16 protein-coding genes are annotated in these 20737 nt (G+C 71.8%); 9 read left to right on the top strand and 7 right to left on the bottom strand.

Translation table 11 applies throughout. The annotated features are described in order from the left end of the window. Positions 1-162: 162 nt before the first annotated feature. From ACFYYH_RS01550 to ACFYYH_RS01535, 4 genes are all read left to right on the top strand, one after another. Positions 163-975: a carbohydrate ABC transporter permease gene (locus tag ACFYYH_RS01550; protein WP_388544374.1), complete on the top strand. Its 813-nt coding sequence runs from the start codon at positions 163-165 to the stop codon at positions 973-975. Beyond that, positions 972-1931, top strand: coding sequence for a carbohydrate ABC transporter permease (locus ACFYYH_RS01545; protein ID WP_388544371.1), 960 nt, complete (start codon positions 972-974; stop codon positions 1929-1931). Before ACFYYH_RS01550 ends, ACFYYH_RS01545 begins: the two co-directional genes overlap by 4 nt. Next, entirely contained in the window at positions 1928-4600 is a 2673-nt protein-coding gene (locus tag ACFYYH_RS01540; RefSeq protein WP_388544369.1) for a laminin G domain-containing protein, read from the top strand. The genes ACFYYH_RS01545 and ACFYYH_RS01540 overlap by 4 nt, the downstream gene beginning before the upstream one ends. A 123-nt stretch (positions 4601-4723) precedes the next feature. Next, positions 4724-7567, top strand: coding sequence for a discoidin domain-containing protein (locus ACFYYH_RS01535; protein WP_388544366.1), 2844 nt, complete (start codon positions 4724-4726; stop codon positions 7565-7567). Between the two features lie 101 nt (positions 7568-7668). Here ACFYYH_RS01535 and ACFYYH_RS01530 read toward each other — a convergent pair whose 3' ends face one another. After that, on the bottom strand, positions 7669-8121 hold the full coding sequence (locus ACFYYH_RS01530; RefSeq protein ID WP_388544363.1) for a winged helix-turn-helix transcriptional regulator: 453 nt from the start codon (positions 8119-8121) through the stop codon (positions 7669-7671). Positions 8122-8181: 60 nt separating this feature from the next. Next, complete coding sequence (locus ACFYYH_RS01525) at positions 8182-9654, bottom strand: MFS transporter (protein WP_388544360.1); 1473 nt, start codon at positions 9652-9654, stop codon at positions 8182-8184. Between the two features lie 256 nt (positions 9655-9910). Here ACFYYH_RS01525 and ACFYYH_RS01520 point away from each other — a divergent pair, with 256 nt between their 5' ends. The 3 genes from ACFYYH_RS01520 to ACFYYH_RS01510 all read left to right on the top strand — a co-directional run bounded on the left by ACFYYH_RS01520 (position 9911) and on the right by ACFYYH_RS01510 (position 12812). Next, positions 9911-10120 (top strand): ferredoxin, encoded by a 210-nt coding sequence (locus ACFYYH_RS01520; protein ID WP_388544357.1) that lies wholly within the window; start codon positions 9911-9913, stop codon positions 10118-10120. Continuing rightward, entirely contained in the window at positions 10110-11474 is a 1365-nt protein-coding gene (locus tag ACFYYH_RS01515; RefSeq protein ID WP_388544354.1) for an NAD(P)/FAD-dependent oxidoreductase, read from the top strand. The genes ACFYYH_RS01520 and ACFYYH_RS01515 overlap by 11 nt, the downstream gene beginning before the upstream one ends. A 123-nt stretch (positions 11475-11597) precedes the next feature. Beyond that, positions 11598-12812: a cytochrome P450 gene (locus ACFYYH_RS01510; RefSeq protein WP_388544353.1), complete on the top strand. Its 1215-nt coding sequence runs from the start codon at positions 11598-11600 to the stop codon at positions 12810-12812. 45 nt (positions 12813-12857) lie between these two features. On the opposite strand, the gene ACFYYH_RS01505 is transcribed toward ACFYYH_RS01510, so the two are convergent. The 4 genes from ACFYYH_RS01505 to ACFYYH_RS01490 form a co-directional block, all read right to left on the bottom strand. Further along, complete coding sequence (locus ACFYYH_RS01505; protein ID WP_388544350.1) at positions 12858-14015, bottom strand: glutathione-independent formaldehyde dehydrogenase; 1158 nt, start codon at positions 14013-14015, stop codon at positions 12858-12860. Positions 14016-14419: 404 nt separating this feature from the next. After that, positions 14420-14905 carry a ricin-type beta-trefoil lectin domain protein gene (locus tag ACFYYH_RS01500; RefSeq protein ID WP_388544348.1) on the bottom strand — a complete coding sequence of 162 codons (486 nt, stop codon included), beginning with the start codon at positions 14903-14905 and terminating at the stop codon, positions 14420-14422. Positions 14906-15110: 205 nt separating this feature from the next. Continuing rightward, entirely contained in the window at positions 15111-15833 is a 723-nt protein-coding gene (locus tag ACFYYH_RS01495) for an FAD:protein FMN transferase (protein WP_388545261.1), read from the bottom strand. Positions 15834-15946: 113 nt separating this feature from the next. Further along, a complete protein-coding gene (locus ACFYYH_RS01490; RefSeq protein ID WP_388544345.1) occupies positions 15947-16162 on the bottom strand; it encodes a hypothetical protein in 216 nt (71 codons plus the stop codon). Positions 16163-16411: 249 nt separating this feature from the next. On the opposite strand from ACFYYH_RS01490, the gene ACFYYH_RS01485 reads away from it, so the two are divergent. Continuing rightward, entirely contained in the window at positions 16412-17878 is a 1467-nt protein-coding gene (locus ACFYYH_RS01485; protein ID WP_388544343.1) for a sensor histidine kinase, read from the top strand. A 126-nt stretch (positions 17879-18004) separates the two neighbouring features. On the opposite strand, the gene ACFYYH_RS01480 is transcribed toward ACFYYH_RS01485, so the two are convergent. Next, positions 18005-19531 carry an MFS transporter gene (locus tag ACFYYH_RS01480; RefSeq protein ID WP_388544341.1) on the bottom strand — a complete coding sequence of 509 codons (1527 nt, stop codon included), beginning with the start codon at positions 19529-19531 and terminating at the stop codon, positions 18005-18007. A gap of 323 nt (positions 19532-19854) precedes the next feature. Between ACFYYH_RS01480 and ACFYYH_RS01475 the strand changes: the two genes are divergently transcribed. Further along, entirely contained in the window at positions 19855-20634 is a 780-nt protein-coding gene (locus ACFYYH_RS01475) for an Fpg/Nei family DNA glycosylase (RefSeq protein ID WP_388544338.1), read from the top strand. The last annotated feature ends 103 nt before the right edge of the window (positions 20635-20737 follow it).

The following is a 20737-nucleotide window of genomic DNA, read 5'->3' as shown; positions in this document are numbered from 1 at the left end:
CCTCCGGTGCCGTACGGCCCTGACACCGCGCGGCACCGGAGTCCGCGGCCCCGCCCCCGCCTTCGGGGCAGAAAGGATCACGCTGTGCCCACACGATCACTACGAGCAGGCCGAAGTCCCGGGCTGGCGCCCGCCGCGTTGATCGCGGTCCTCCTCTACGGGATGTTCCTTCTGTACCCGCTGGTGCAGAGCCTTTTCCTGAGCTTCACGGACAAGAATCCCCTGCGGGCCGACAGCGCCTTCGTCGGGCTCGCCAACTACCGCGAACTGCTGTCGGACGACCGGCTCCTGTCGAGCCTCCTGTTCACGATGACCGTGGTCGTGGCCGTCACGGTCATCGCCAACGCGGTGGGCCTGCTCCTCGCGATCGTCCTCAACCGCTCCTCGGCCAACTACCGGGTGATGCGCACGCTGATCTTCATCCCGCAGGTGCTGTCCGGGGTCATCGTCGGATTCATCTGGCGCAGCATCCTCACCCAGAACGGCCTGCTCAACAACGCGCTGGCCCGACTGGGGCTGATCGACGAACCCGTCGCCTGGCTCGGTGACTCACAACTGGCCGTGGTGTCGGTCTGCGCGGTCGTGAGCTGGATCACCATCGCCTTCGCCACCGTCGTCTACACCGCCTCGCTCCAGTCCGTACCGCAGGAGCTGTACGAGGCGGCCCGGATGGACGGCGCCGGTGTCCTCGGCCGCTTCCGGCATGTCACCCTGCCGATGATCGCGCCCGGTACGACGATCAGTGTCGTCCTGTGTCTGATCACCACGCTGAAGCTCTACGACGTGGTGGCCGTCCTCACCGGCGGCGGCCCCGCGGAGTCGACCCAGACGACGGCCTTCTATCTGATCTCCGTGGCCTTCACCGACAACCGGTTCGGCTACGCCTCGTCCATCGCCATGTTCCTGCTGGCGCTGACCGCCGTGGTCTCGTACGGCGTCACCGCGGTGCTCCGCCGAAGGGAGACGAACCTGTGAGCGCTCCCACCACCCGGTCCGCCGGAACGGGGAAGTCCGCCAGGACCGGGAGGTCCACCGGGACCCCGGCCTCCGCCGGCACCGGATCCGCGCCGCCGGCCGGCGCGGACGGCGGCGCCCGCTCCGCGCGGTCCCGCCCGCACGGCAGGCCGCGTCTCCTCGGCGCCTGGCTGATCACCCTGGCGTTCATCCTGCCCGTGTACGTCGCGTTCGTCAGCGCGTTCAAGACACAGGACCAGATCGTCTCCAATCCGGCCGCCCCGCCGGTCCCGTTCACCTTCGACAACATCGTCAACGCGCTGAGCAGGCCGGACAACCTGGTCCAGGCGGGTCTGCTCAACTCGGTCGTGGTGACGACGGCGACACTGGTGATCCTCGTCCCGCTGAGCTCCATGCTCGCCTTCTACATCTCCGAGCGCCCGCCCCGGGTCAGGGGCGCCCTGCTCGCGGTGTTCGCGCTGGGTCTGATGGTGCCCCCGCAGGTGGTGCTGCTGCCGATCGTGACGCTGCTGCGCTCGATCGGGCTGGCCAACTCGTACGCGGGGCTGATCCTGTCCAATGTGGGCGGCGGGTATCTGTCGTTCGCCGTCTTCGTCTACGTCGGTTTCCTGCGCACGATCCCGCGCGAGGTCATCGAGGCCGCGCGGATGGACGGCGCGGGCGATCTGCGGCTGTGGTGGCGCATCGTCTTCCCGGTCGTGCGCCCGGCCACCGCGACCGTGGCGATCTTCCTGGGGCTGTGGGTGTGGAACGACTTCCTCAACCCGCAGTTCATTCTCGGACCGCTCCAGGGCCAGACGATCACCACCGGCATCTATGTCTCGCTCGGCGCCTATTCGACCGACTACAGCCAGCTCTTCGGGATCATGTTCCTCGCCGCTGTCATCCCCGTCGTGGGATATCTCGTCAGCCAGCGCGAGTTCATCCACGGACTCATGTCAGGAGCCTCCAAGTGAACCGGCCGGACGGCGGCGTTCCCGCCCTGGACGAGCTGGCCGGTGAGTGGACCGGCCGCGCCGAGCTGAACCATCTGCCCTCGCTGCGCAACCAGTGGGGCCAGGGCCATGTCAACGGCGATCTCACCTCGCTGTCCTGGCTCGCCTTTGCGCCGTACAGCGGCGGCTACCACACCGGCGCGCTGCGGATCGACGGCTCCGTACCGGCCGCCGAGCGGCTGCGCTGGGCGCCCTGGGGTGTGCGGCGCGCGGCGGAGGCCGGCGCCCTGACGGTCACCACCGAGGTCCGGATGGGGTACGAGCGCAGCCGTCTGCTGTGGCGGCTCGTGCTGCGCAACACCACGTCCGAGCCGGTGACGGCGGCGGTGGAGCAGGAACTGCTCGCCCCCTTCGCCCACTCCGAGGTGGACTGGGGCTGGCTCTACGGCACTCCGTGGAACGACGGCCACCACCACGACTACTTCACCACCGAGCGGATCCGTGACGAGGCCGTGGCCGACCGGCCGCGCCAGGTGCAGTTCCTGCCCGTCGGGGAGCGGTGGGTACGCCTCGGCAGCCCCCGGGTCCCGGGTATCCAGCGGGACGAGGACACCGAGCCGATGCTGCTGGAGTCGGAGCTGCCCGACCATTCGACGCCGGACTCCGGGCGGGTACGGGCGCCGGGTGCGGCCTGCCGCGTCAGGGAGATCGCCGTACGCCGCGCCGCGACCGGCGAGGTCCTCCCGGTCGGTGACAGCGGCCGCGACACGGACGGCCCTGCCGTGGAGTACGCGGTGGGGCCCGGCACCGATCTGCGCATCGGCACGGTGGGGCTCGGCGGCGGGGACGTCCTCCTCTTCTCCGTACGGGTGGACACCCCGGAACAGACCGGTGTGATCCTCACCCATGGCAACCACCCCGACTCGCTCCAGGTCGCGCTGGAGGACGGACGTCCCGTCCTGCGGATCGCGGGCGAGCGGCTCATCGCCGCGGAGCCCCTCTCCCCCGGCGCCTGGCACCGGATGGCGGTCCTGGTCGCCGACACGGGCGCCGAACTGCTGCTGGACGACGCGCCCCTGCTGACCACCGCCGCCTGGTGGGAGGGACAGCGCTGGACCGCCACGGCCGATGCCGCCGGCACGGTCTCGGTCGCCGATTCCCGGTCGGCCGCGCGCAGCGCCTACGCCTTCTCGGCCGCGCCCGACGCGATCGGGACGGCGGGGGCGCGCGGCACCGCCCGCTGGGACCTCACGCTCCGGCCGGGCGAGGAGACCGTCCTGGGGGTGGTGCTGGAGATCGGTGACTCCGCCGGGGCCGTGGCGCGGGACGCGGCGGACACCGCCGCCTCCTTCGAGGCGGAGTTCGACGCGGTGGCCGAGCGCTGGCGGCGGACCTGGGACAGCGCGTTCCAGCCGGGCAACAGCGAGTTCTCCGGGCATCTGCCGACCCTGCGCACCGAGGACGCGGACCTGGCCCGTACGTACTATCTGGGCGCGCTGCTGGCCGTCTATCTGCGCAACACCACCGTCAGCCCGGTCGGTCCGGTGTTCCTGACCGGCGGTCCGCGCCTCGGCGCGACCACCACCTTCTTCTGGGACATCTCGGAGTGGGCCAGGACCGCGGCCCTGCTCGAACCCGACGGCCTGCGCCGCTGGATCCTCGCGGCGCTGGCGCAGCCGTACGAGCGCTGCCACTCCTTCGACACCCGCAATCTGCTGCCGGTCGGCAATCACTACTCCGCCAACGACCACGCGCTGTTCAGGACGGTGAAGGCGTATGTGGGGGTGACCGGCGATCTCGCGCTGCTCGACGAGAGCGCCGGCGGCCGGTCCGTGCTCCAGCATCTGCGGGAGATGGCGTTCCGCCCGAGCACCCTGCGGGCCACCTTCGGCGGGGGCGTGCTGGCCGACTTCGGCCGGGACGCCTGGGAGCTGCTGGAGTGCGTGCCGAACTACCGGGACGCGGTGGTCTCGCTGAACGCCGGCTATGTCGGCATGCTGCGTTCCCTCGCCGCGCTGCTGCGCGCGCTCGGTGACGGCCATGGGACGGAGGCCGCGGTGGCCGAGGCCGAGGCGGCCGAGCTGTCCGCCGCCGTGCTCGGCCAGTACGCCGGGGACGGCCGCTGGATGATCTCCCATCCGGAGGGCGACGAGGTCATCGGGCACTGTCTCGACTTCGGACTCGTCGCCGCCGACATGGCCGAGGACCTGACGGCGGACCAGCGCGCGGAGATGGTCCGGTTCGTCACCGAACACCTCCTGGACGGCGACTGGATGCGGGCCCTGGACCCCGGGGACCCGGTGGCGCCGCTCTCGGACCGGCCGGACCACGGCGCCGCGGGCGCCTTCGCGGCCTGGCCCGGGGCCACCGCCTTCGGGCTGTGCCGACTCGGCCGTCCCGAGGTCGCGGCCGGGGTGCTGCGCCGCGCGCACCGCGCCACCTCCGGCGGGCTGTGGGGCCAGGCCATGGAGGTCGCCGCGGACGGCGGCTACCGGGTCGCGGGCCGGGGCGTGGCGAACCGGGACAGCAACGCCGCCGTCGCCGTGACGGAGGCCGTCCTCGCCGGACTCTTCGGGATCGAGGCCGGGATCGAGTCCCTCGGCAAGGACATCGGGACGACCCGTACCCCGTACGGGCGACTGGAGAACGTCCGGGCCATCGGCTTCGACCTGCCCAGGCCGAAGCCGTAGCGCTGGTTCCCGGAGGACCGTGCGGCCGTGCGGGGGACCGCCCGGCCGCACCGCACGGAAGCACCTGTACCGCCCTCTCGCACGACCCCGACCCACAAGACCCCGACTCGAAGGAGAGCCGCAATGGGGCAGGAGAGTACGACGCGGAGAGTGATCCGCGGATTCGGACGACCACGCGGGTACGCGGTGGCGGTGGCCCTGGCCGTCGCCGTACCGCTCGCGATTCCCGGCAGCGCGGTGGCCGGAAGCGCGGGCGACGAGTCCGTACGGGCCCTGGCGGCGGGACCGCCGACGCCCGCCCAGCAGTGGGACACCCTGCGGGCCAAGCTGGCCGCCATCAAGGGGGTCTGGACCGACCAGGCCTACTCGGGTTCGATATCGAACGCGATGCCCAACACCGCCCTGCTCGGAAACGGTGACGTCGGGGTGACCTCCGGCGGCAGCACGGGGGTCAAGACGTTCTATGTCTCCAAGGGGGACTTCTGGAACGCCAACCCCAGCCCGAAGCCGGCCCCCATCGGCGGGGTGACCATCACCGGTACCACCGCCCAGAACAGCGACAACCTCGCCCTCGGCGCACGGGCGACCGCGAGCAGCACGGAGGGTTCCCTCACCCCCGACCGGGCTGTCAACGGCCAGTGGGGCAACGGGTACGAGGGCTGGGTCTCCCAGGTCGGCAAGCCGCAGTGGATCACCCTCGACCTCGGCTCGGTCAAGACCGTCGCCCGCTATGTCGTACGCAACGACAATGCCGCGCGCCCCGGCAACGCGGCCTTCAACACCAAGAACCTGGCGTTCCAGACCAGCGCGGACGGCACGAACTGGAACAGCGTCGACACGGTGCAGAACAACACCGCCGATGTCGTCGACCGGTCCTTCACCGCCGTACAGACCCGGTACATCAGGCTCGACATCACCGAGCCGACCCAGGGCACGACACCCGACTCCACACAGAACCCCCGGGCCAGGATCGGCCAGATCGAGCTGTACGCGCGAAGCGGCGGCGGCACTCCCCCGCCCGCGGCGCCCTTCCGCGAGGAACAGAACATCGTCGACGGCACCGTGACGACAACGATGTCACTGGGTGGCGCGCCCGTGTCGATGAAGACCTGGCTGGCGGCCGACCGGAATGTGCTGGTCACCTCCGTCACGTCGACCGGCGGTGCGCCGGTGCAGCTCCAGGCGTCGGCCTACGCGGGGGCCACCACGCCCAACTCCGCGTACAGCAACTCCGCGGGGGTGGACGGCCAGGTGATGTGGGCCGAGCGCGCCACCGCGTCCGGCAGCAGATGGGTGTCGCGCGGGGCGCTGGCGACCACGGTCCTGGGCGCGTCCGCCGTACAGGCCCCGACCGTCTCGGGCGCCACCGCGAGGACGGTCTTCACCCTCCCGGCGGGGGCGACCGTACGGGTCGTCACCCAGATCGGCGGCGGCGGGCAGAATCCGGTGGCGCCGCACAACGACGCGGTGACCCAGGTGCGTTCCCAGACCACGGGCTCGCTGGCGACGCTGGACACCCAGCGTGCCGACTGGTGGAAGAACTACTGGATGCGGTCGGGCGTCGAACTCGGCGACGCCGTGCTGGAGAAGTTCTACTACGCCGCGCAGTACTTCATCGGCGCCTCCAGCCGGGCCGGGAAGACCGCTCCCGCCCTCTACGGGATCTGGACCACCACGGACTCCCCGCAGTTCAGCGGTGACTACCATCTCAACTACAACGCGCAGGCGCCGTTCTACGGTGTCTACTCCAGCAACCGCCCGGAACTCTCCCTGCCGTTCCACGAAGCGATCCTCGCGTATGTCCCCGAGGCGCAGCGCCGGGCCAAGCAGGATCTGAACCGGGTGAAGCCCGACTACATCAGCAGGCGTTTCCCGAGCGGCGGGGTGCCGGCCGGGGTGCTCTTCCCGGTGGGGATCGGCCCGTACGGTACGACCACCGACGACCAGTACCACCAGCAGGTCTCCAACTCCCTCTTCTCCGCCTCCCAGTTCGTCTCGTACTACGAGTACACACAGGACACCGAGTTCCTCAGGACCAAGGCGTATCCGTTCCTGAGCCAGGTCGCGCAGTTCTTCGAGAGCTATCTCGAACGTGACCCGGCCGGCCGCTACTCGCTGTGGAGCGGTCCGCACGAGGGCACCTGGGGCCAGAACTCCTCCGCGGACATCGGTCTGCTCAAGCAGGTGCTGTCCACACTGATCGCGGGCAGCCAGAAGCTCGGTGTCGACGCCGGCCGCCGGGCCACCTGGCAGAACATCCTCGACAACCTGCCGGCCCAGCCGACCACGGTGTTCAACGGAAAGACGGTGTACTCGCTGGTGAGCCCCGGCACCATGCAGGGGTCCGACACCCGGGACATCCACCCCGGTGACAACACCATCAACCTCGAATTCGTCCAGCCCGCCGACCAGCTCGGCATCAACTCGGACCCGGCGAAGCTGCGGACCGGAATCGACACCCTCGACGCCATGAACTCGTGGGGGCAGGAGAACAGCTTCCCCAAGGTGTTCAACCAGGCGGCCCGGGTGGGCTATCCGGCGCAGTCGCTCATCGACCGGTTCAAGCAGGTGATCAACGCGCGCATCGCGCCGAACCTGCGGATCGCCGACACGTTCCACGGGATCGAGAAGTCCGGTGCGACGGAGGCGGTCAACAGCATGCTGGTCCAGAGCGACCAGGGGATCATCACCCTGTTCCCGGTCTGGCCCGCCGGCAGGAACGCGAGTTTCTGGCAGCTCCGCCAGAAGGGGGCGTTCGTGGTGTCCAGCGCGAAGGAGAACGACCGCGTCAGCTATGCCGAGGTCACCAGCAGGGCCGGTGGCACCCTGCGGCTGAAGAACCCGTGGCCGGCGGGGAGCTTCACCGTGACCGACGCCTCGGGCGCGGCGGTGCCGTTCACCACGGCGAACGGGGTGATCTCCGTCCAGACGGCGGTGGACCGGACGTACCGTATCGTCCCGGTCTGATCCGCCGGACCGCTCACTCCCCGATCGCTCCGGGGCGCCGCGGGACCGACCGTACGGTCCCGCGGTGCCCCGGCCCGTGTCCGGGCCCGCCCGTACGCCCGTTACGCCTCGACCTGTCCCAGCGCGTCCCAGCCGGGAGCCTGGACGCGCTGGGTGAGTTCGCCCCGGTGGACCTGTTCGCCGCAGGAGCGGCACATGATCGCCGGGTCGAGGTCGGAGCCGCAGGAGTGCTGGTACACGGTGGGCGGCACATCGGCGAGATGGCGGTCGCCCCAGCGCATCAGCATCAGCAGGACCGGCCGCAGCTCCCGGCCGGCCTCGGTGACGTCGTACTCGTACCGCGGCGGGCGTTCGTGGTAGAGCCGCTTCTCCAGGACGCCGGCGTCGACGAGCCGGCGCAGCCGCGCGGCGAGCACATCGCGGGGGGCACCGGTGTTGCGCGCGATGGCGTCGAACCGGTGGACCCCGAAGAAGATCTCGCGGAGTACGAGCGGGGAGTACTTCTCGCCGACGACGGCGAGCGCGGCGGCGAGGGAGCAGGGGCGTGCGGTCATGTGTCCACCGTAGTCGGAGGGGTTCGGCGCCCCGGCCGTGCCGGCCGGGGCGCGGGGGCGTCAGAGCGGTGTGGCGACCCGGGGCGCCGGCTCCTCGACCGGTGCTTTCCCCGGCCGGGCGGACCGGCGGCCCGACAGGGCGAGCAGACCCAGCGCCGCCGCCGTCGCGGCCAGGAGTACGGTGGCGCCGGTCCAGGCGGTGCGGCGGACCGCGTCGGTGAACGCCGTGGCCGGGTCGGCGCCGGCCGCGAGGCCGCTCGCGGTACGTGAGGTCAGCAGCGTGCCGAGGATGCTGGTGCCCAGGACCGCGCCCACCTGCCGGGCGGCGTTGACGGCGCCGCCCGCCTCGCCCTCACGGCCGCGCGGGACATGGCTCACGGCCAGTGCGGTGGAGGGGGCGTTGGCGAGTCCGCAGCCGAAGCCGAAGACGGCGAAGGCGGCCAGATAGTCCGGGAACGTGTCGCCCGGGGAGACGGTGGCGAAGAGCCCGGCGCCGACGGCGGCCAGCAGCAGCCCGCCGATGATCAGCGGGCGGGGCCCGAGCCGCCGCTGGGCGATTCCCGCGACGACGGACGCGACGATGAACAGGCCGAACTCGGCGAGGAGCCGCGTCCCGACCTCCAGCGCGGTCAGCCCCTGGACCCGTTGCAGCCACAGCACCTGGATCAGTGCCAGGCCGACGAAACCGAAGAGGACGGTCGAGGCGAGCAGCAGCGAGGCGCTGTACGAGGGGTCGCGCGCCAGGCGCAGATCGACCATCGGATGTTCTCGGCGCAGTTCGGCCGCGGCGAACGCGGCGAGCAGGACGACGGCCGCGACGACGCAGACCAGGGCCCGCCCGGAGGTGTAGCCGTGGTGGCCGCCGTCGATCAGCCAGTAGATCAGCAGGGCGAGTCCGGCGGTGCCGAGCACCTGGCCCGCCCAGTCGGGCCGTCCGCCGGGGACGCGGGACTCACCGACGTACCGCAGCGCGACGAACACGGCGAGCACGGCGACGGCCGGGCCCAGCCAGAACGCGGCGTGCCAGTCCCACCAGCGCAGCGCGAGCCCTCCCGTGACGGGCCCGATGGCGAGCCCGAGCCCGGAGGTGCCGGCCCAGACGGAGATCGCCCCGGCGCGCCGGCGCGGATCGGGATGGGCGTGGGTGACCAGCGCCAGCGAGCTGGGGGTGATCAGGGCCCCGCCCAGACCGGCGACGGCCTGGCCCGCCAGCACGGCCGGGAGCCCGGTGGCGAGGACGAGGATCACCCCGCCCGCGGCCATGGCCGCGGCGCCCGCGACGAAGGTACGCCGCCGCCCCCACCGGTCGGCGAGGGCGCCCGCGCCGAGCACGAAGGAGGCGACGACCAGGGTGTACATGCTCGGCACCCACACCAGGTCGGCCGCGGCCAGTCCGAGATCGTCCTGAACGGCGCTCAGGGTGCCGATGGTCTGGGTGGTCTGGAGAAAGACCGTGAAGAGCCCGAGACAGGCCGCGACGAGCGCGGCCCGTGGGGTCCCTCTGGTGTCCGCCTCGTCGGCAGGCGTGCGCATGCTTACCCTCCAGCAGGGTGGGTTTGGAATGTGGATGCACCCTAGCCCGAGCCAGTTGGAAATTCCAATCCACTCCCGCCCACGCGTCCCGCGCGGCCTCCCGATCACGATCGGAGCCGCCCCGGGACCCGACCGCCACGGGGGCCGCGCGTGTGGCTTCCCGGGGCCGGGCGCCCTCGCCGGAGCAGCACCGCTCGCGCCGGCGCCCGGCAGGCAGTAGGACGGAGAGGGCGGGCGCCACGGAGGAGGGGACCGGATGCAGATCGTTGTCGACCTCAATCGCTGTCAGGGGTACGCGCAGTGCGCGTTTCTCGCCCCGCGGGTGTTCGAACTGCATGGCGAGGAGGCCCTCATGTACACCCCGACCGTCCCCGACGACCAGGGGGAACGCGTCCGCGCGGCCGCGGCGGCGTGTCCGGTGCAGGCCATCCTGGTCGGGGAGCGGGCGGACGCCCGTGTCCGGTGAACGGCGCGAGGGCCGGATCGTCGTCGTCGGCGCTTCGCTGGCCGGGCTGCGGGCCGCCGAGACCCTGCGCGAGGAGGGCTTCACCGGTTCGCTGACCCTGGTCGGGGACGAGCCCTGCCCCCCGTACGACCGGCCACCGCTGTCCAAGCAGGTACTGCTCGGGCGGGTGCGCGCCCAGGATGTCGGGCTGCCGCGCCGCCGCGAGGTGGACGCGGTGTGGAAGCTCGGTGTGCGCGCCGTCGGTGTGGATCCCATTGGGAAACGGGTGCTCCTCGCCGATGGCGAACGGCTGCCCTACGACCGGCTGCTGATCGCCACCGGCACCCGGGCCCGGCCCTGGCCGGACCCCGCCGAGGCCGCTCTGGACGGTGTCATGACCCTGCGCACGGCCGATGACGCGGTCCGGCTCGCCGAACGTCTCGACGCGGGGCCGCGCAGGGTCCTGGTGATCGGTGCCGGATTCACCGGCTCGGAGATCGCCTCCGCCTGCCGGGAGCGCGGGATCGAGGTGACGGTCGCCGAACGCGGACCCTCGCCCCTGGTCGGCGCGCTCGGCGGAGCGCTCGGCGCGCTCGCCGCCACCGTGCAGCGCGCGCACGGCGTCGATCTGCACTGCGGGGTGACGGTCACCGCGCTGAAGGGCCGCGACGGCCGGCTCACCGGCGCCGAGTTCTCCGACGGCAGCCGGATCGACGCCGATATCGCCGTGGTCGCCCTGGGCGCCGTACGCAACACCGAGTGGCTGGCCGACTCGGGGCTGGCCGCGGGGCCCCGGGGCGTGGCCTGCGACGCGGGGTGCCGCGCCTTCGACATGTACGGGATCGTCACCGACGACGTCTTCGTCGCCGGGGACGTGGCCCGCTTCCCGCATCCGCTCTTCGAGTACCAGATACTGGCCCTCGAACACTGGGGCAACGCGGTCGCGCAGGCCGAGGTGGCCGCCCACAACATGGTCAGTCCGGGGCCGCGCAGACGCCCGCATCTGGCGGTGCCGGCCTTCTGGTCCAGCCAGTTCGGCCTCAACATCAAGTCCGTCGGCGTCCCCACCTTCTCCGACCAGGTGGTCATCGCCCAGGGCTCGTTGCGGGAGCGCCGGCTGGTCGCCGTCTACGGCTACCGGGGACGGATCACCGCGGCGGTCAGTGTGAACCGGGCCAAGTGGCTGGAGCACTACCAGGGGCTCATCGAGACGGCGGCGCCGTTCCCGCCCGCGTCCGGCGTCGCCGACCGGCCCGACGCGGGGGTGCCCGTGCCGTCGGACGTGCCGTCGCCCCGGACGCTGTCGCACGGCCCGACCGTGGCCCTCACCGGCCATCTGCCGGACCGGCGGCTGACCCTGGTGCGGCACGACTGACCCGCCCGGCACCCGACGGCCGTCCGACATCCGGCGACCCGTACCCGCCCCCGGCCGACGGCCGGAACAGCACCCGCCGCGGGCAACACCCGCAGCCCGCCCTCGACGAGGAGGCCCCACCCCATGCGTCCGGACACCCTGTTCCAGCGGATCACCGACTACAAGAACCGCGCCGACCCCTATCCGTTCTATGCCGAACTCCGCGAGAACGGCGTGACCCGGCAGACCGACGGCAGCTATCTGGTCGGCACGTACCACGAGATCGCCGCGCTGCTCCACGACCCCCGGATCAGCTCGGACGTCGTCAACCGCGCCGAACCCGACGAGGACATGCTCAGAAGGCCCGATCCGCCCGCCTTCATCGGTGTCGACGACCCCGAGCACGACCGGCTCCGCCGTATCGCGATGCGGCCCTTCGGCCCGCCCCACTCCCCCGGCAGGATCGACGCCCTGCGCGCGGACATCACCCGGATCACCGACGAACTGATCGGCACGTTCCGGGACAAGGACTCGATCGATGTCGTCGACGACTTCGCGTACCCGCTCCCCGTCGCCGTGATCTGCCGGCTCCTGGGGGTGCCGGTCGAGGACGTACCGAAGATCCACGCGTGGACGGACGCCATCGTCGCCAGCTTCGACTTCGCCCCCGAGAAGGACAAGGACCACCGGGCGAGGCTCGACGCGGGGGTGGAGGCCCGGATCGCGATGGCGGAGTATCTGGGGGAACTGGGCGACCTCCGGCGCGGTCACCCGTCGGACGACATGCTCTCCGCCCTCGTCAACGACACCGGCCCCGACGGACGTCTCACCCGGGACGAGCTGAAGAGCACCGCGACCCTGCTGCTCATCGCCGGACACGAGACCACGGTCAATCTGATCACCAACGGGGTGCTCACCCTGCTGCGGCTCCCGGACGCGCTACGGCTGCTGCGCGGCAAACCCGAGCTGATGCCGAACGCCGTCGAGGAACTGCTGCGGTACGAACCACCCGTCCATATGCTGCCCCAGCGCACCCCGTTGACCGATATCGAGGTGAGGGGCGTCACCATCCCCAAGGGGGCGCCGCTGATCCTGATGCTCGCCTCCGGCAACCGTGACCCGCTGCGGTTCGACGACCCCGACCACTTCGACCCGGCACGCGAGGACAACCAGCACTTCGGCTTCGGCAGCGGCATCCACAACTGCTTCGGCGCCCCGCTCGCCCGCGTCGAGGCGCAGATCGCGCTGAGCGCCCTCGTTCCCCATCTGGAGGAATTCCGCCTGGCCGAGGATCCGCCTCCGTACCGGCGCAGCGCCCTGCTGCGCGGCCCCCGCCATCTCCCGGTCGAACGGGAGTGAGCGCGGGCCGCGGAGCGGGGCGCGGTGGGGTGGGGTGGGGTGGGGTCAGCCGCCGTCGGGGTGGAGGACGATCTTCGTCCAGCCCTCGTCGCGGGCGTCGAAGTGCTCGTAGGCCGCGGGCGCCTCGGAGAGGTCCAGTTCATGGGAGACCAGGAAGCTGGGCTCGGCCCTGCCGCCCGCGATCAGATCGCGCAGGGCACGGTTGTACTTCTTCACCGGTGCCTGGCCGGTGCCGAGCCGCTGGCCCTTGAACCACATCATCCCGAAGTCGATCGGCACCTTGCCCTTGGCTTCGAGTTCCCCCTGTGCCTCGGCACCCCCGGGGTCCTCGGGCGGGAACAGGCCCACGACGCCGATGTCCCCGGTGAAACGGACGGCGTCGATCAGCCCGTTCAGGGTCAGGCTGGCGTCCTCGTGCCCCTGTGCGTCGTGCGCCTGGTAGCCGACGCACTCACAGCCGTTGTCGGCGCCCAGCCCGAGGGTCGCCTCCTTGACGACATCGGGAGGGTTCTGCTTCGCGGTGTTGATCGGGATCGCCCCGATCTCCTCGGCGATGCGCAGCCGGTCGGGCTGGTGATCGGCGACCCAGACCCGGCCCGCGCCCTTGAGTATCGCCGAGTAGGCCGCCATCAGCCCCACGGGCCCGGCGCCGTAGACGATCGTCTGGTCCCCGGGTTTGACGTCGGCCATCTCGGTGGCGTGGTAGCCGGTCGGGAAGATGTCGGCCAGCATCACATAGTCCACCTGGCGCTCCGCGGCGTCCTCCCCCAGACGCAGGGCGTTGAAGTCGCCGTACGGAACACGCAGCAGCTCCGCCTGTCCGCCCTGGTAGGGCCCCATGTCCGCGAATCCGTAGGCGGCCCCGGCCATGGCGGGTTCCGGCTGCATGGTCAGACAGTAGTTCGTCATTCCGCGTTCGCACTGCTTGCAGAATCCGCAGGCGATGTTGAACGGGAGGACCACGTACTCACCGACCTGGACCTTCGCCACCGCGGGCCCCACCTCGACGACCTGCCCCAGATTCTCGTGTCCGAGGGTGCGTCCCGTCTCGAAGGAGGTCCGCCCCTCGTACATGTGGAGATCCGATCCGCAGATATTGCTGCTGGTGATCTTCACCAGGATGTCGCAGGGGTGCTCGATCTTCGCGTCCGGCACATCCTTCACCGCGACCGTCCGGGGTCCGTCGTAAACCGCTGCCTTCATGATCGCTCCCTTGTCGGCGCCTCGCGCGCCCGCCGCCGCGGCCGCACGGGCCAACGGCCGGCCGCACCGGGTGCCGGATGATAGGTGTCGCGACCGGATGGCCGGGGCTCGGCGCCGGGCTCTCGCGGTACGTCGCCGACGGCCCCGCGACTGATGCCGAGTGCGTCGGCGCGGCCGCGCTGTTCGGCGGCGCTCGCCTCCTCCCGGGGGAGAAGGAGCGCCTCTCCCTCCACCGTCTCATCCGATGCCGGCACCCGCACCCGCCACCACGGGGCCGGGCAGGACGGAGTGGCTCACGAGCCCCCGGACAGGGCTCGTGAGCCCCCGGACGCCGGCAGGCGCCGCCACGCGCATCGGCGGGGCGCCTACCGGCGGGCGGGAGGACGCCGGAGTGGATCAGAAGGTCACACTAAGGTCATGCTGATCTGCTCTCCCTGCACGGTCCAGTGCTGGCGGGGTCCGGAGGAGTTGCACGACTCCACGTTGACGATGCGGGTCCTCGGGTAGTCGCTGGCCAGACACATACCGGGGTACACGGACTCGGAGATCGCCTCGCCGTTGACGCTCCAGTGCTGGCCGGCCCTGGAGGAGTCACACGACTCCACATTGACGATCCGGGTCCTCGGATAGTCACTGGACAGACACATACCGGGGTACACGGACTGGGAAATCGCCTCACCATTGATGCTCCAGTGCTGGCCGGCCCTGGAGGAGTCACACGACTCCACATTGACGATCCGGGATCTCGGATAGTCACTGGAGAGACACATCGTGCCGACGGCCTGGACCGCATCGGCGGGCGCGGGGGCCGCCACAGCGGCCGAGGGCAGCGCGAGGGACGTCAGCGCGAGAAGCGCGGGTATGAGGAGCTTACGGAACACGTCAGCCATGAGATGGAACCCTTCACGGTCGGCAGATCCACATCGGCCGGGACGCGTCTGCCGGTCCTGGCCAACGGATCTGGGCGGTTGCGAGCCCTGAAAGGTTCCCCTCATATCGAAGCCGTATGCGCCCCACGCGACACATGGCTCGTTGAGGAACTCGCGTGCGGCGTCGGCTGTCCCACGGCTCCGCGGATCGTTCCGAAACGATCGGTCAGGGCCGTTTGCCGGGGAATCCGTCCGTACGCCATGACCGGCCGTCCGGCGTCAGCGCGAACCCCTCGTACCCGTCCAGGGACTCCAGCCACTCCCGTGCCGCCGCCCCCATGGCGAAGGCCGCGGTCGCGTAGGCGCCGGTCATCGCGAGGCGCTCGCCCACCACGGTGACGGACGCGTAGCAGTCCGCGGCCGTGCCGCGATGGGGGTCGATGATGCGGGTGCCGCGCTCCGCCGTGCCCGAGGTCGCGACGGCCAGATCGCGGCCGGTGACGACGGTGCACAGCTCACCGGCGCGCAGGGGGTGGGGCACACCGAGCCGCCAGGGCACCCCTGGCGCGGCCTCGCCCCTCAGCCGCACATCCCCGCCGCCGTTGACACAGGTGTGATGGGCGCCCGCCTCGTACAGGATCCGCGAGGCACGTTCGACGGACCATCCCTTGACCAGCCCGGAGGGGTCCAGGACACCGGTCGCGAGATGGCTGAACCAGCCGCCGCTGGTCCGCACGGCGCTCTTGCAGAGGGCGAGGACCTCGTGCACCTCCGGGGAGCACTGGTCGAGCCCGAGGTCACCGCGCGAGAGCCGGCAGACGACGCTGTCGCGCCGGTAGGTGGAGTACACCTCGTCGACATGGTGCAGCCAGGCCACCGCCTCGGTCAGCGCCGCCTCGATGGCCGGAGTGCGCGGATCACGTATGTCGAAGGAGAAGACGGTGCCCATCGCGTGCTCGGCATGGCGCAGACCGCCCGGGGAGCCGGAGCTCCCGGAGTCCGCGTGCCAGGAGCCGGAGCGGCGGGGGTCACCATGCCAGGGGTCGCGAGGCCGGGGCCCGGTCACCGGGCCGGTCCCCCGCGCTCCGGAGGGAGCGGACACAGCCCCGCTTCGCGCGCCTCGTCGCCGGCACCGCGCCCGTCGGCGGCAGCACCGTCGGCGGCGGCACCCTCCGGGGATACGCGCCGGACCGCGGTGAACGCCCCGTACGGCCCCTCGGCCCCGACCCGTGTACCGGGCCGCGGCCGGCCGAGTGCCGGTGCCGCGATGGTGTTCATGGGCCCCTCTCTCCTTCTGGCTCCTTCCGGCCGTCTCCTTCTGGCCGCCGATGCGTCGTGAGCCTCGCAGCGCAACCTGTGACGACCTTCTCAACGACCTCACCGCCACCCGATTCAGAGGGAACTCAGAGCGGGCACCCCGCCCGGCCCGCCCCCTCGCGGGGGGATGCTGGACGGACCATGGACACTCCGAGCCACCCACCCCGTCCGGACGGCGGCGACAGGTCGCGTCGACGGGCCGGGGGCCCGATGCGACGGTTCCTCCCCCGCACCCTGCGCGGCCGGCTCACCGCGGGGCTGGTCGTCCTCGTCGCACTCGCCTGTCTGGCGCTCGGCCTCACCACGCTGTTCGCGCTCGACGGGCTCCTCGTCGGCCGGCTCGACCAGCGGCTCTCCGCGTCCGGGGGAGGATTCGCGGCGGGCCTGGCGGAGGAGAAGCGGCCGGACGCCGGCCACCCGCCCGGCCCCCGCGGCCGGGCGGAGGGTACGTTCGGCGCGCGGCTGCTGCCCGGGACGGCCACGCGGGCCGTCGTCGCCGAGGACCGTACGGACGCGCCGGTGCCGCTCACGCCCGCCGACCGCCGGGCACTCGCCGCACTGCCCGTCGACGGGCACGGCCACACTCTGCGGCTGTCCGGCCTGGGGCCGTACCGCGTCACCGCCGTGCGGGGCGACGACCGGGACGTCCTGGTCACCGGTCTGCCCCTGCGTCCCGTCGAGGAGACGGTGCACCGGCTGGAAGGCGTGGAGGCGACGGCCTTCGCGGTGACCCTGGCCGCCACCGGCACGGTGGGAGCGCTCTGGGTACGGCTGTCCCTGCGGCCGCTGCGCGCGGTCACCGCCACCGCGGCGGACCTCGCCGGACTGCCCCTGGCCGGCGGCGGGGTGGCCCTGCCCGGCCCCGTCCCGGTCACCGACCCGCGCACCGAGGCCGGCCGGATCGGCACCGCCGTCAACGGACTGCTCGGCCAGGTGGGCGACGCCCTGGAGCGGCGCCGGGCCGGAGAGGAACGGCTGCGCCGCTTCACCGCGGACGCGGGCCATGAACTGCGCACCCCGCTGGCCGCCGTACGCGGACACGCGGAACTGGCACTGCGCCGGGACGGCCCCGTCCCGGCCGAGGTCCGGCACGCGCTGATCCGTATCCGGTCCGAGTCGGTGCGGATGGGCCGTCTCGTGGACGATCTGCTCCTGCTCGCCCGTATCGACACGGGCCCGGCCCTCGACCACGGCCCGGTGGATCTGACGCGGCTGGTCCTCGACGCCATGGACGACGCACGGGCCGCGGGCCCCGGTCACCGCTGGCTGCTCGACCTGCCGGAGGAGGCGGTGACCATGACGGGGGACGAGCACCGGCTGCACCGGGCCATCGGCCATCTGCTCGCCAACGCGGGGACCCACACGCCCGCCGGCACAGAGGTCTCCGTACGGCTGTCGGCCGGGCCCGCCGAGGTCCGGCTGAGTGTGACGGACAACGGACCCGGTGTCCCGGCGCCGCTCCTGCCCGAGGTCTTCGCCCGTTTCGTACGGGGCGACGCCGGCCGCTCACGCGCGGGCGGCGGCACCGGACTGGGCCTGGCGGTCGTCCACGCGGTGGTCACGGCACACGGCGGCACGGCAGGGGCGACGAGCGGACCCGGGCGCACCGAGTTCGCCGTCACCCTTCCCGTGTCACCGCCGGACGGCGGGCCGGAAGCCGGGGACCCGGCGGGCTGAAGGCCCTTCCGAAGGACATCCGCGGGACGCGCGCGCGGTGCGTCCGCGCAGGTGCCTCTACGCGGGTGCCTCCACGCGGCGGGTGCCTCCGCGCAGGTGCGTCCGCGCAGGTGCCACCACGCACGGTCAGGTCCGTACGCCGCCCGTGCCGCCGTCGGCACCCGCACCCGCGCCCCTCACGGACGACAGCGGTTCCGCGATGTCCTCCAGCGACCGTCCCTCGGCGCGTACGGCGAGGAAGGCCGCCACCAGTCCCGCCGCGCACATCAGGGCGGCGCCGATCTGGAAGGCGAGCACCGTGTCCCCGACCACACCGGACTCCGTGAGGTCCGCGAAGACCAGCGGACCGCTGATACCGCCCGCCGCCGTGCCGAGCGCGTAGAAGAAGGCGATCGCCATGGCGCGGGTCTCCATCGGGAAGATCTCCGAGACCGTGAGATACGCGCTGCTGGCACCGGCCGACGCGAAGAAGAGCACCACGCACCAGCACGCGGTGAGTGTCGTGGCCGTCAGCGCACCGCTGTCGAAGAGCCAGGCGGTACCGAAGAGCAGCACCCCCGCCAGCAGATAGGTGGAGGAGATCATGATCCGGCGGCCGACGGTGTCGAAGAGCCGTCCGAGCAGCAGCGGGCCGAAGAAATTGCCCGCGGCGATCACCGCGAAGTAGTAGCCGGTGTCTCCCGTCGGCACATCGAAGAAGGTGATCAGGATCGTGCCGAAACCGAAGGTGATCGCGTTGTAGAGGAACGCCTGCCCGATGAAGAGCGACAGACCGAGCACCGCCCGCCGGGGGTAACGGCGGAAGACGGTCCGCGCGATGAGGCCGAAGCTGACGCTCTTGCGCTGCTGGATCGTCATCTCACCGGCCGGCGGCGGGAGTTTCCCGTGTTTCTCCTTCTCGATGCTCTCCTCGACGGAGTCGACCAGCTTCTCCGCCTCCGCGCTGTACCCGTGGATGAGCTGCCAGCGCGGGCTCTCCGGCACATGCCGTCGTACGAGAAGGATGACCAGGCCGAGGACGACACCGAGCGCGAAGGCGACGCGCCAGCCCAGGTCCTTGGGGAGGATCGCGGTGTTGAGCAGCAGGACCGACAGCAGCGAACCGCCTATGGCACCCAGCCAGTAGCTGCCGTTGATGATCAGATCGACCCGCCCCCGGTACTTGGACGGGATCAGCTCGTCGATGGCCGAGTTGATGGCCGCGTACTCCCCGCCGATACCGAACCCGGTGAGGAAACGGAAGAGGAAGAACCACCAGGCGTCGAAGGACAGCGCGGTCATCGCGGTCGCTCCGAGGTACACCGCGAGGGTCACCATGAACAGCTTCTTGCGGCCGTAGCGGTCGGTGAGCCTGCCGAAGAACAGCGCGCCCACACACGCGCCCGCCACGTACAGCGCGGCGGAGACCCCGGTGACCTGGGCCGATGTGATCGACAGACCGCTGCCGTCCTCGGACAGCCGGCCCGCGATATTGCCGACGATCGTCACTTCGAGGCCGTCGAGGATCCACACCGTGCCGAGACCGATCACGATCATCCAGTGCCAGCGCGACCAGGGCAGCCGGTCGAGCCTGGCCGGTACGGCCGTGGTGACGGTCCCCGTCGTACCGGTCGGCGGTGTGGTTCCCGGCCCCGATTGGGCAGGCGTCGCCATCGCTTCCCTCCTTGTCCTGGCAGCCGGACCGGTCGCGCCGGGACCGGCGCGTCCATCGGGCTGAACCAATATCCGCCAGGTGCCCCCGCCAGGCGGGAATAGACGCGGGAAGGGACCGCTGTGCCGCGTGGTGCGGCACGCGCGGCCCGTCGGCAAGCGCGCGGCCCGACTCGTTCGGCAAGCGCGCGGCCCCGCCCGTCGGTATGTGCGCGGCCCGTCGGCCGTGGGCCGCTCCCCGGCATGTGGGCTGCTCGCCGAGGAGACATCCTGGGAGGCGGGGGCGACAGGGGTACGGGAACGAGCGACCGGGGTGGGTGACGGAGATGCCCGAGCTGCCCGATGTGGAGGCGTTCCGCGAGGTTCTCGCGTCCTGTGCGCGGGACCGGCGGATCGTACGGGTCGACGTGTACGACACGGGCGTGCTGCACGGGGTCGGAACGCGACGGCTGCGCCAGGAACTGGAGGGACACCGGTTCACCGAGCCGGAGCGGCACGGGAAGTGGCTGCTCGCCCGCACCGACGGGCCGACCGTGCTGCTGCACTTCGGTATGACGGGACGGCTGGAGTGCCATCCTCCCGGCGACGGACTCCACCCTCATGACCGTGTGGTGTTCACGGTCGACGGGGACCGTCAGCTCCGCTACCGCGACCAGCGCAAACTCAAGGGGCTGTGGCTGGCCGACGAATCCGAGGTGGCGCGGCTCATGGAGGGCCAGGGGCCCGACGCCCTGCGGATCCCCCGGGACGAGTTCGAGGCCCGGGTCGGCGGCCGGCGCGGCGGTGTCAAGGCCACCCTCACCGACCAGTCGGTCGTGGCGGGGCTGGGCAATCTGCTCGCGGACGAGATCCTGTGGCGCTCCCGGCTCCATCCCGCGGTCCGGGCCGACCGGCTCGGCCAGGACCGGTCCGAGCGCCTCTACACCGATATGCGGCGCACCCTGCGGTCGGCGGTACGGGCCGGGTGCGTACCGGCGCGGAGGTCCTGGCTCACCGGGCACCGGGACGCGTCGGACGCCCGGTGCCCGCGCTGTGGAACGTCGCTGTGCCACGGCCGGATCGCCGGGCGGGGCACGGTGTGGTGCCCGCACTGCCAGCCCGGCTGACCCGGTGGACGCGGCGGACCCGGCGGACCCGAACTCCCCGCGACACCTTCGCCGGGAGGACAAATCCGCTCCCGCGAGTACGTTGGAAGAGGAGGCCCCACGC

The sequence above is a fragment of the Streptomyces sp. NPDC002018 genome (assembly GCF_042890865.1).
In the GTDB taxonomy this organism is placed as follows: domain Bacteria; phylum Actinomycetota; class Actinomycetes; order Streptomycetales; family Streptomycetaceae; genus Streptomyces.
The sequence above is the reverse complement of the archived record's forward strand: the minus strand, read 5'-3'. Positions and strand labels throughout refer to the sequence as shown.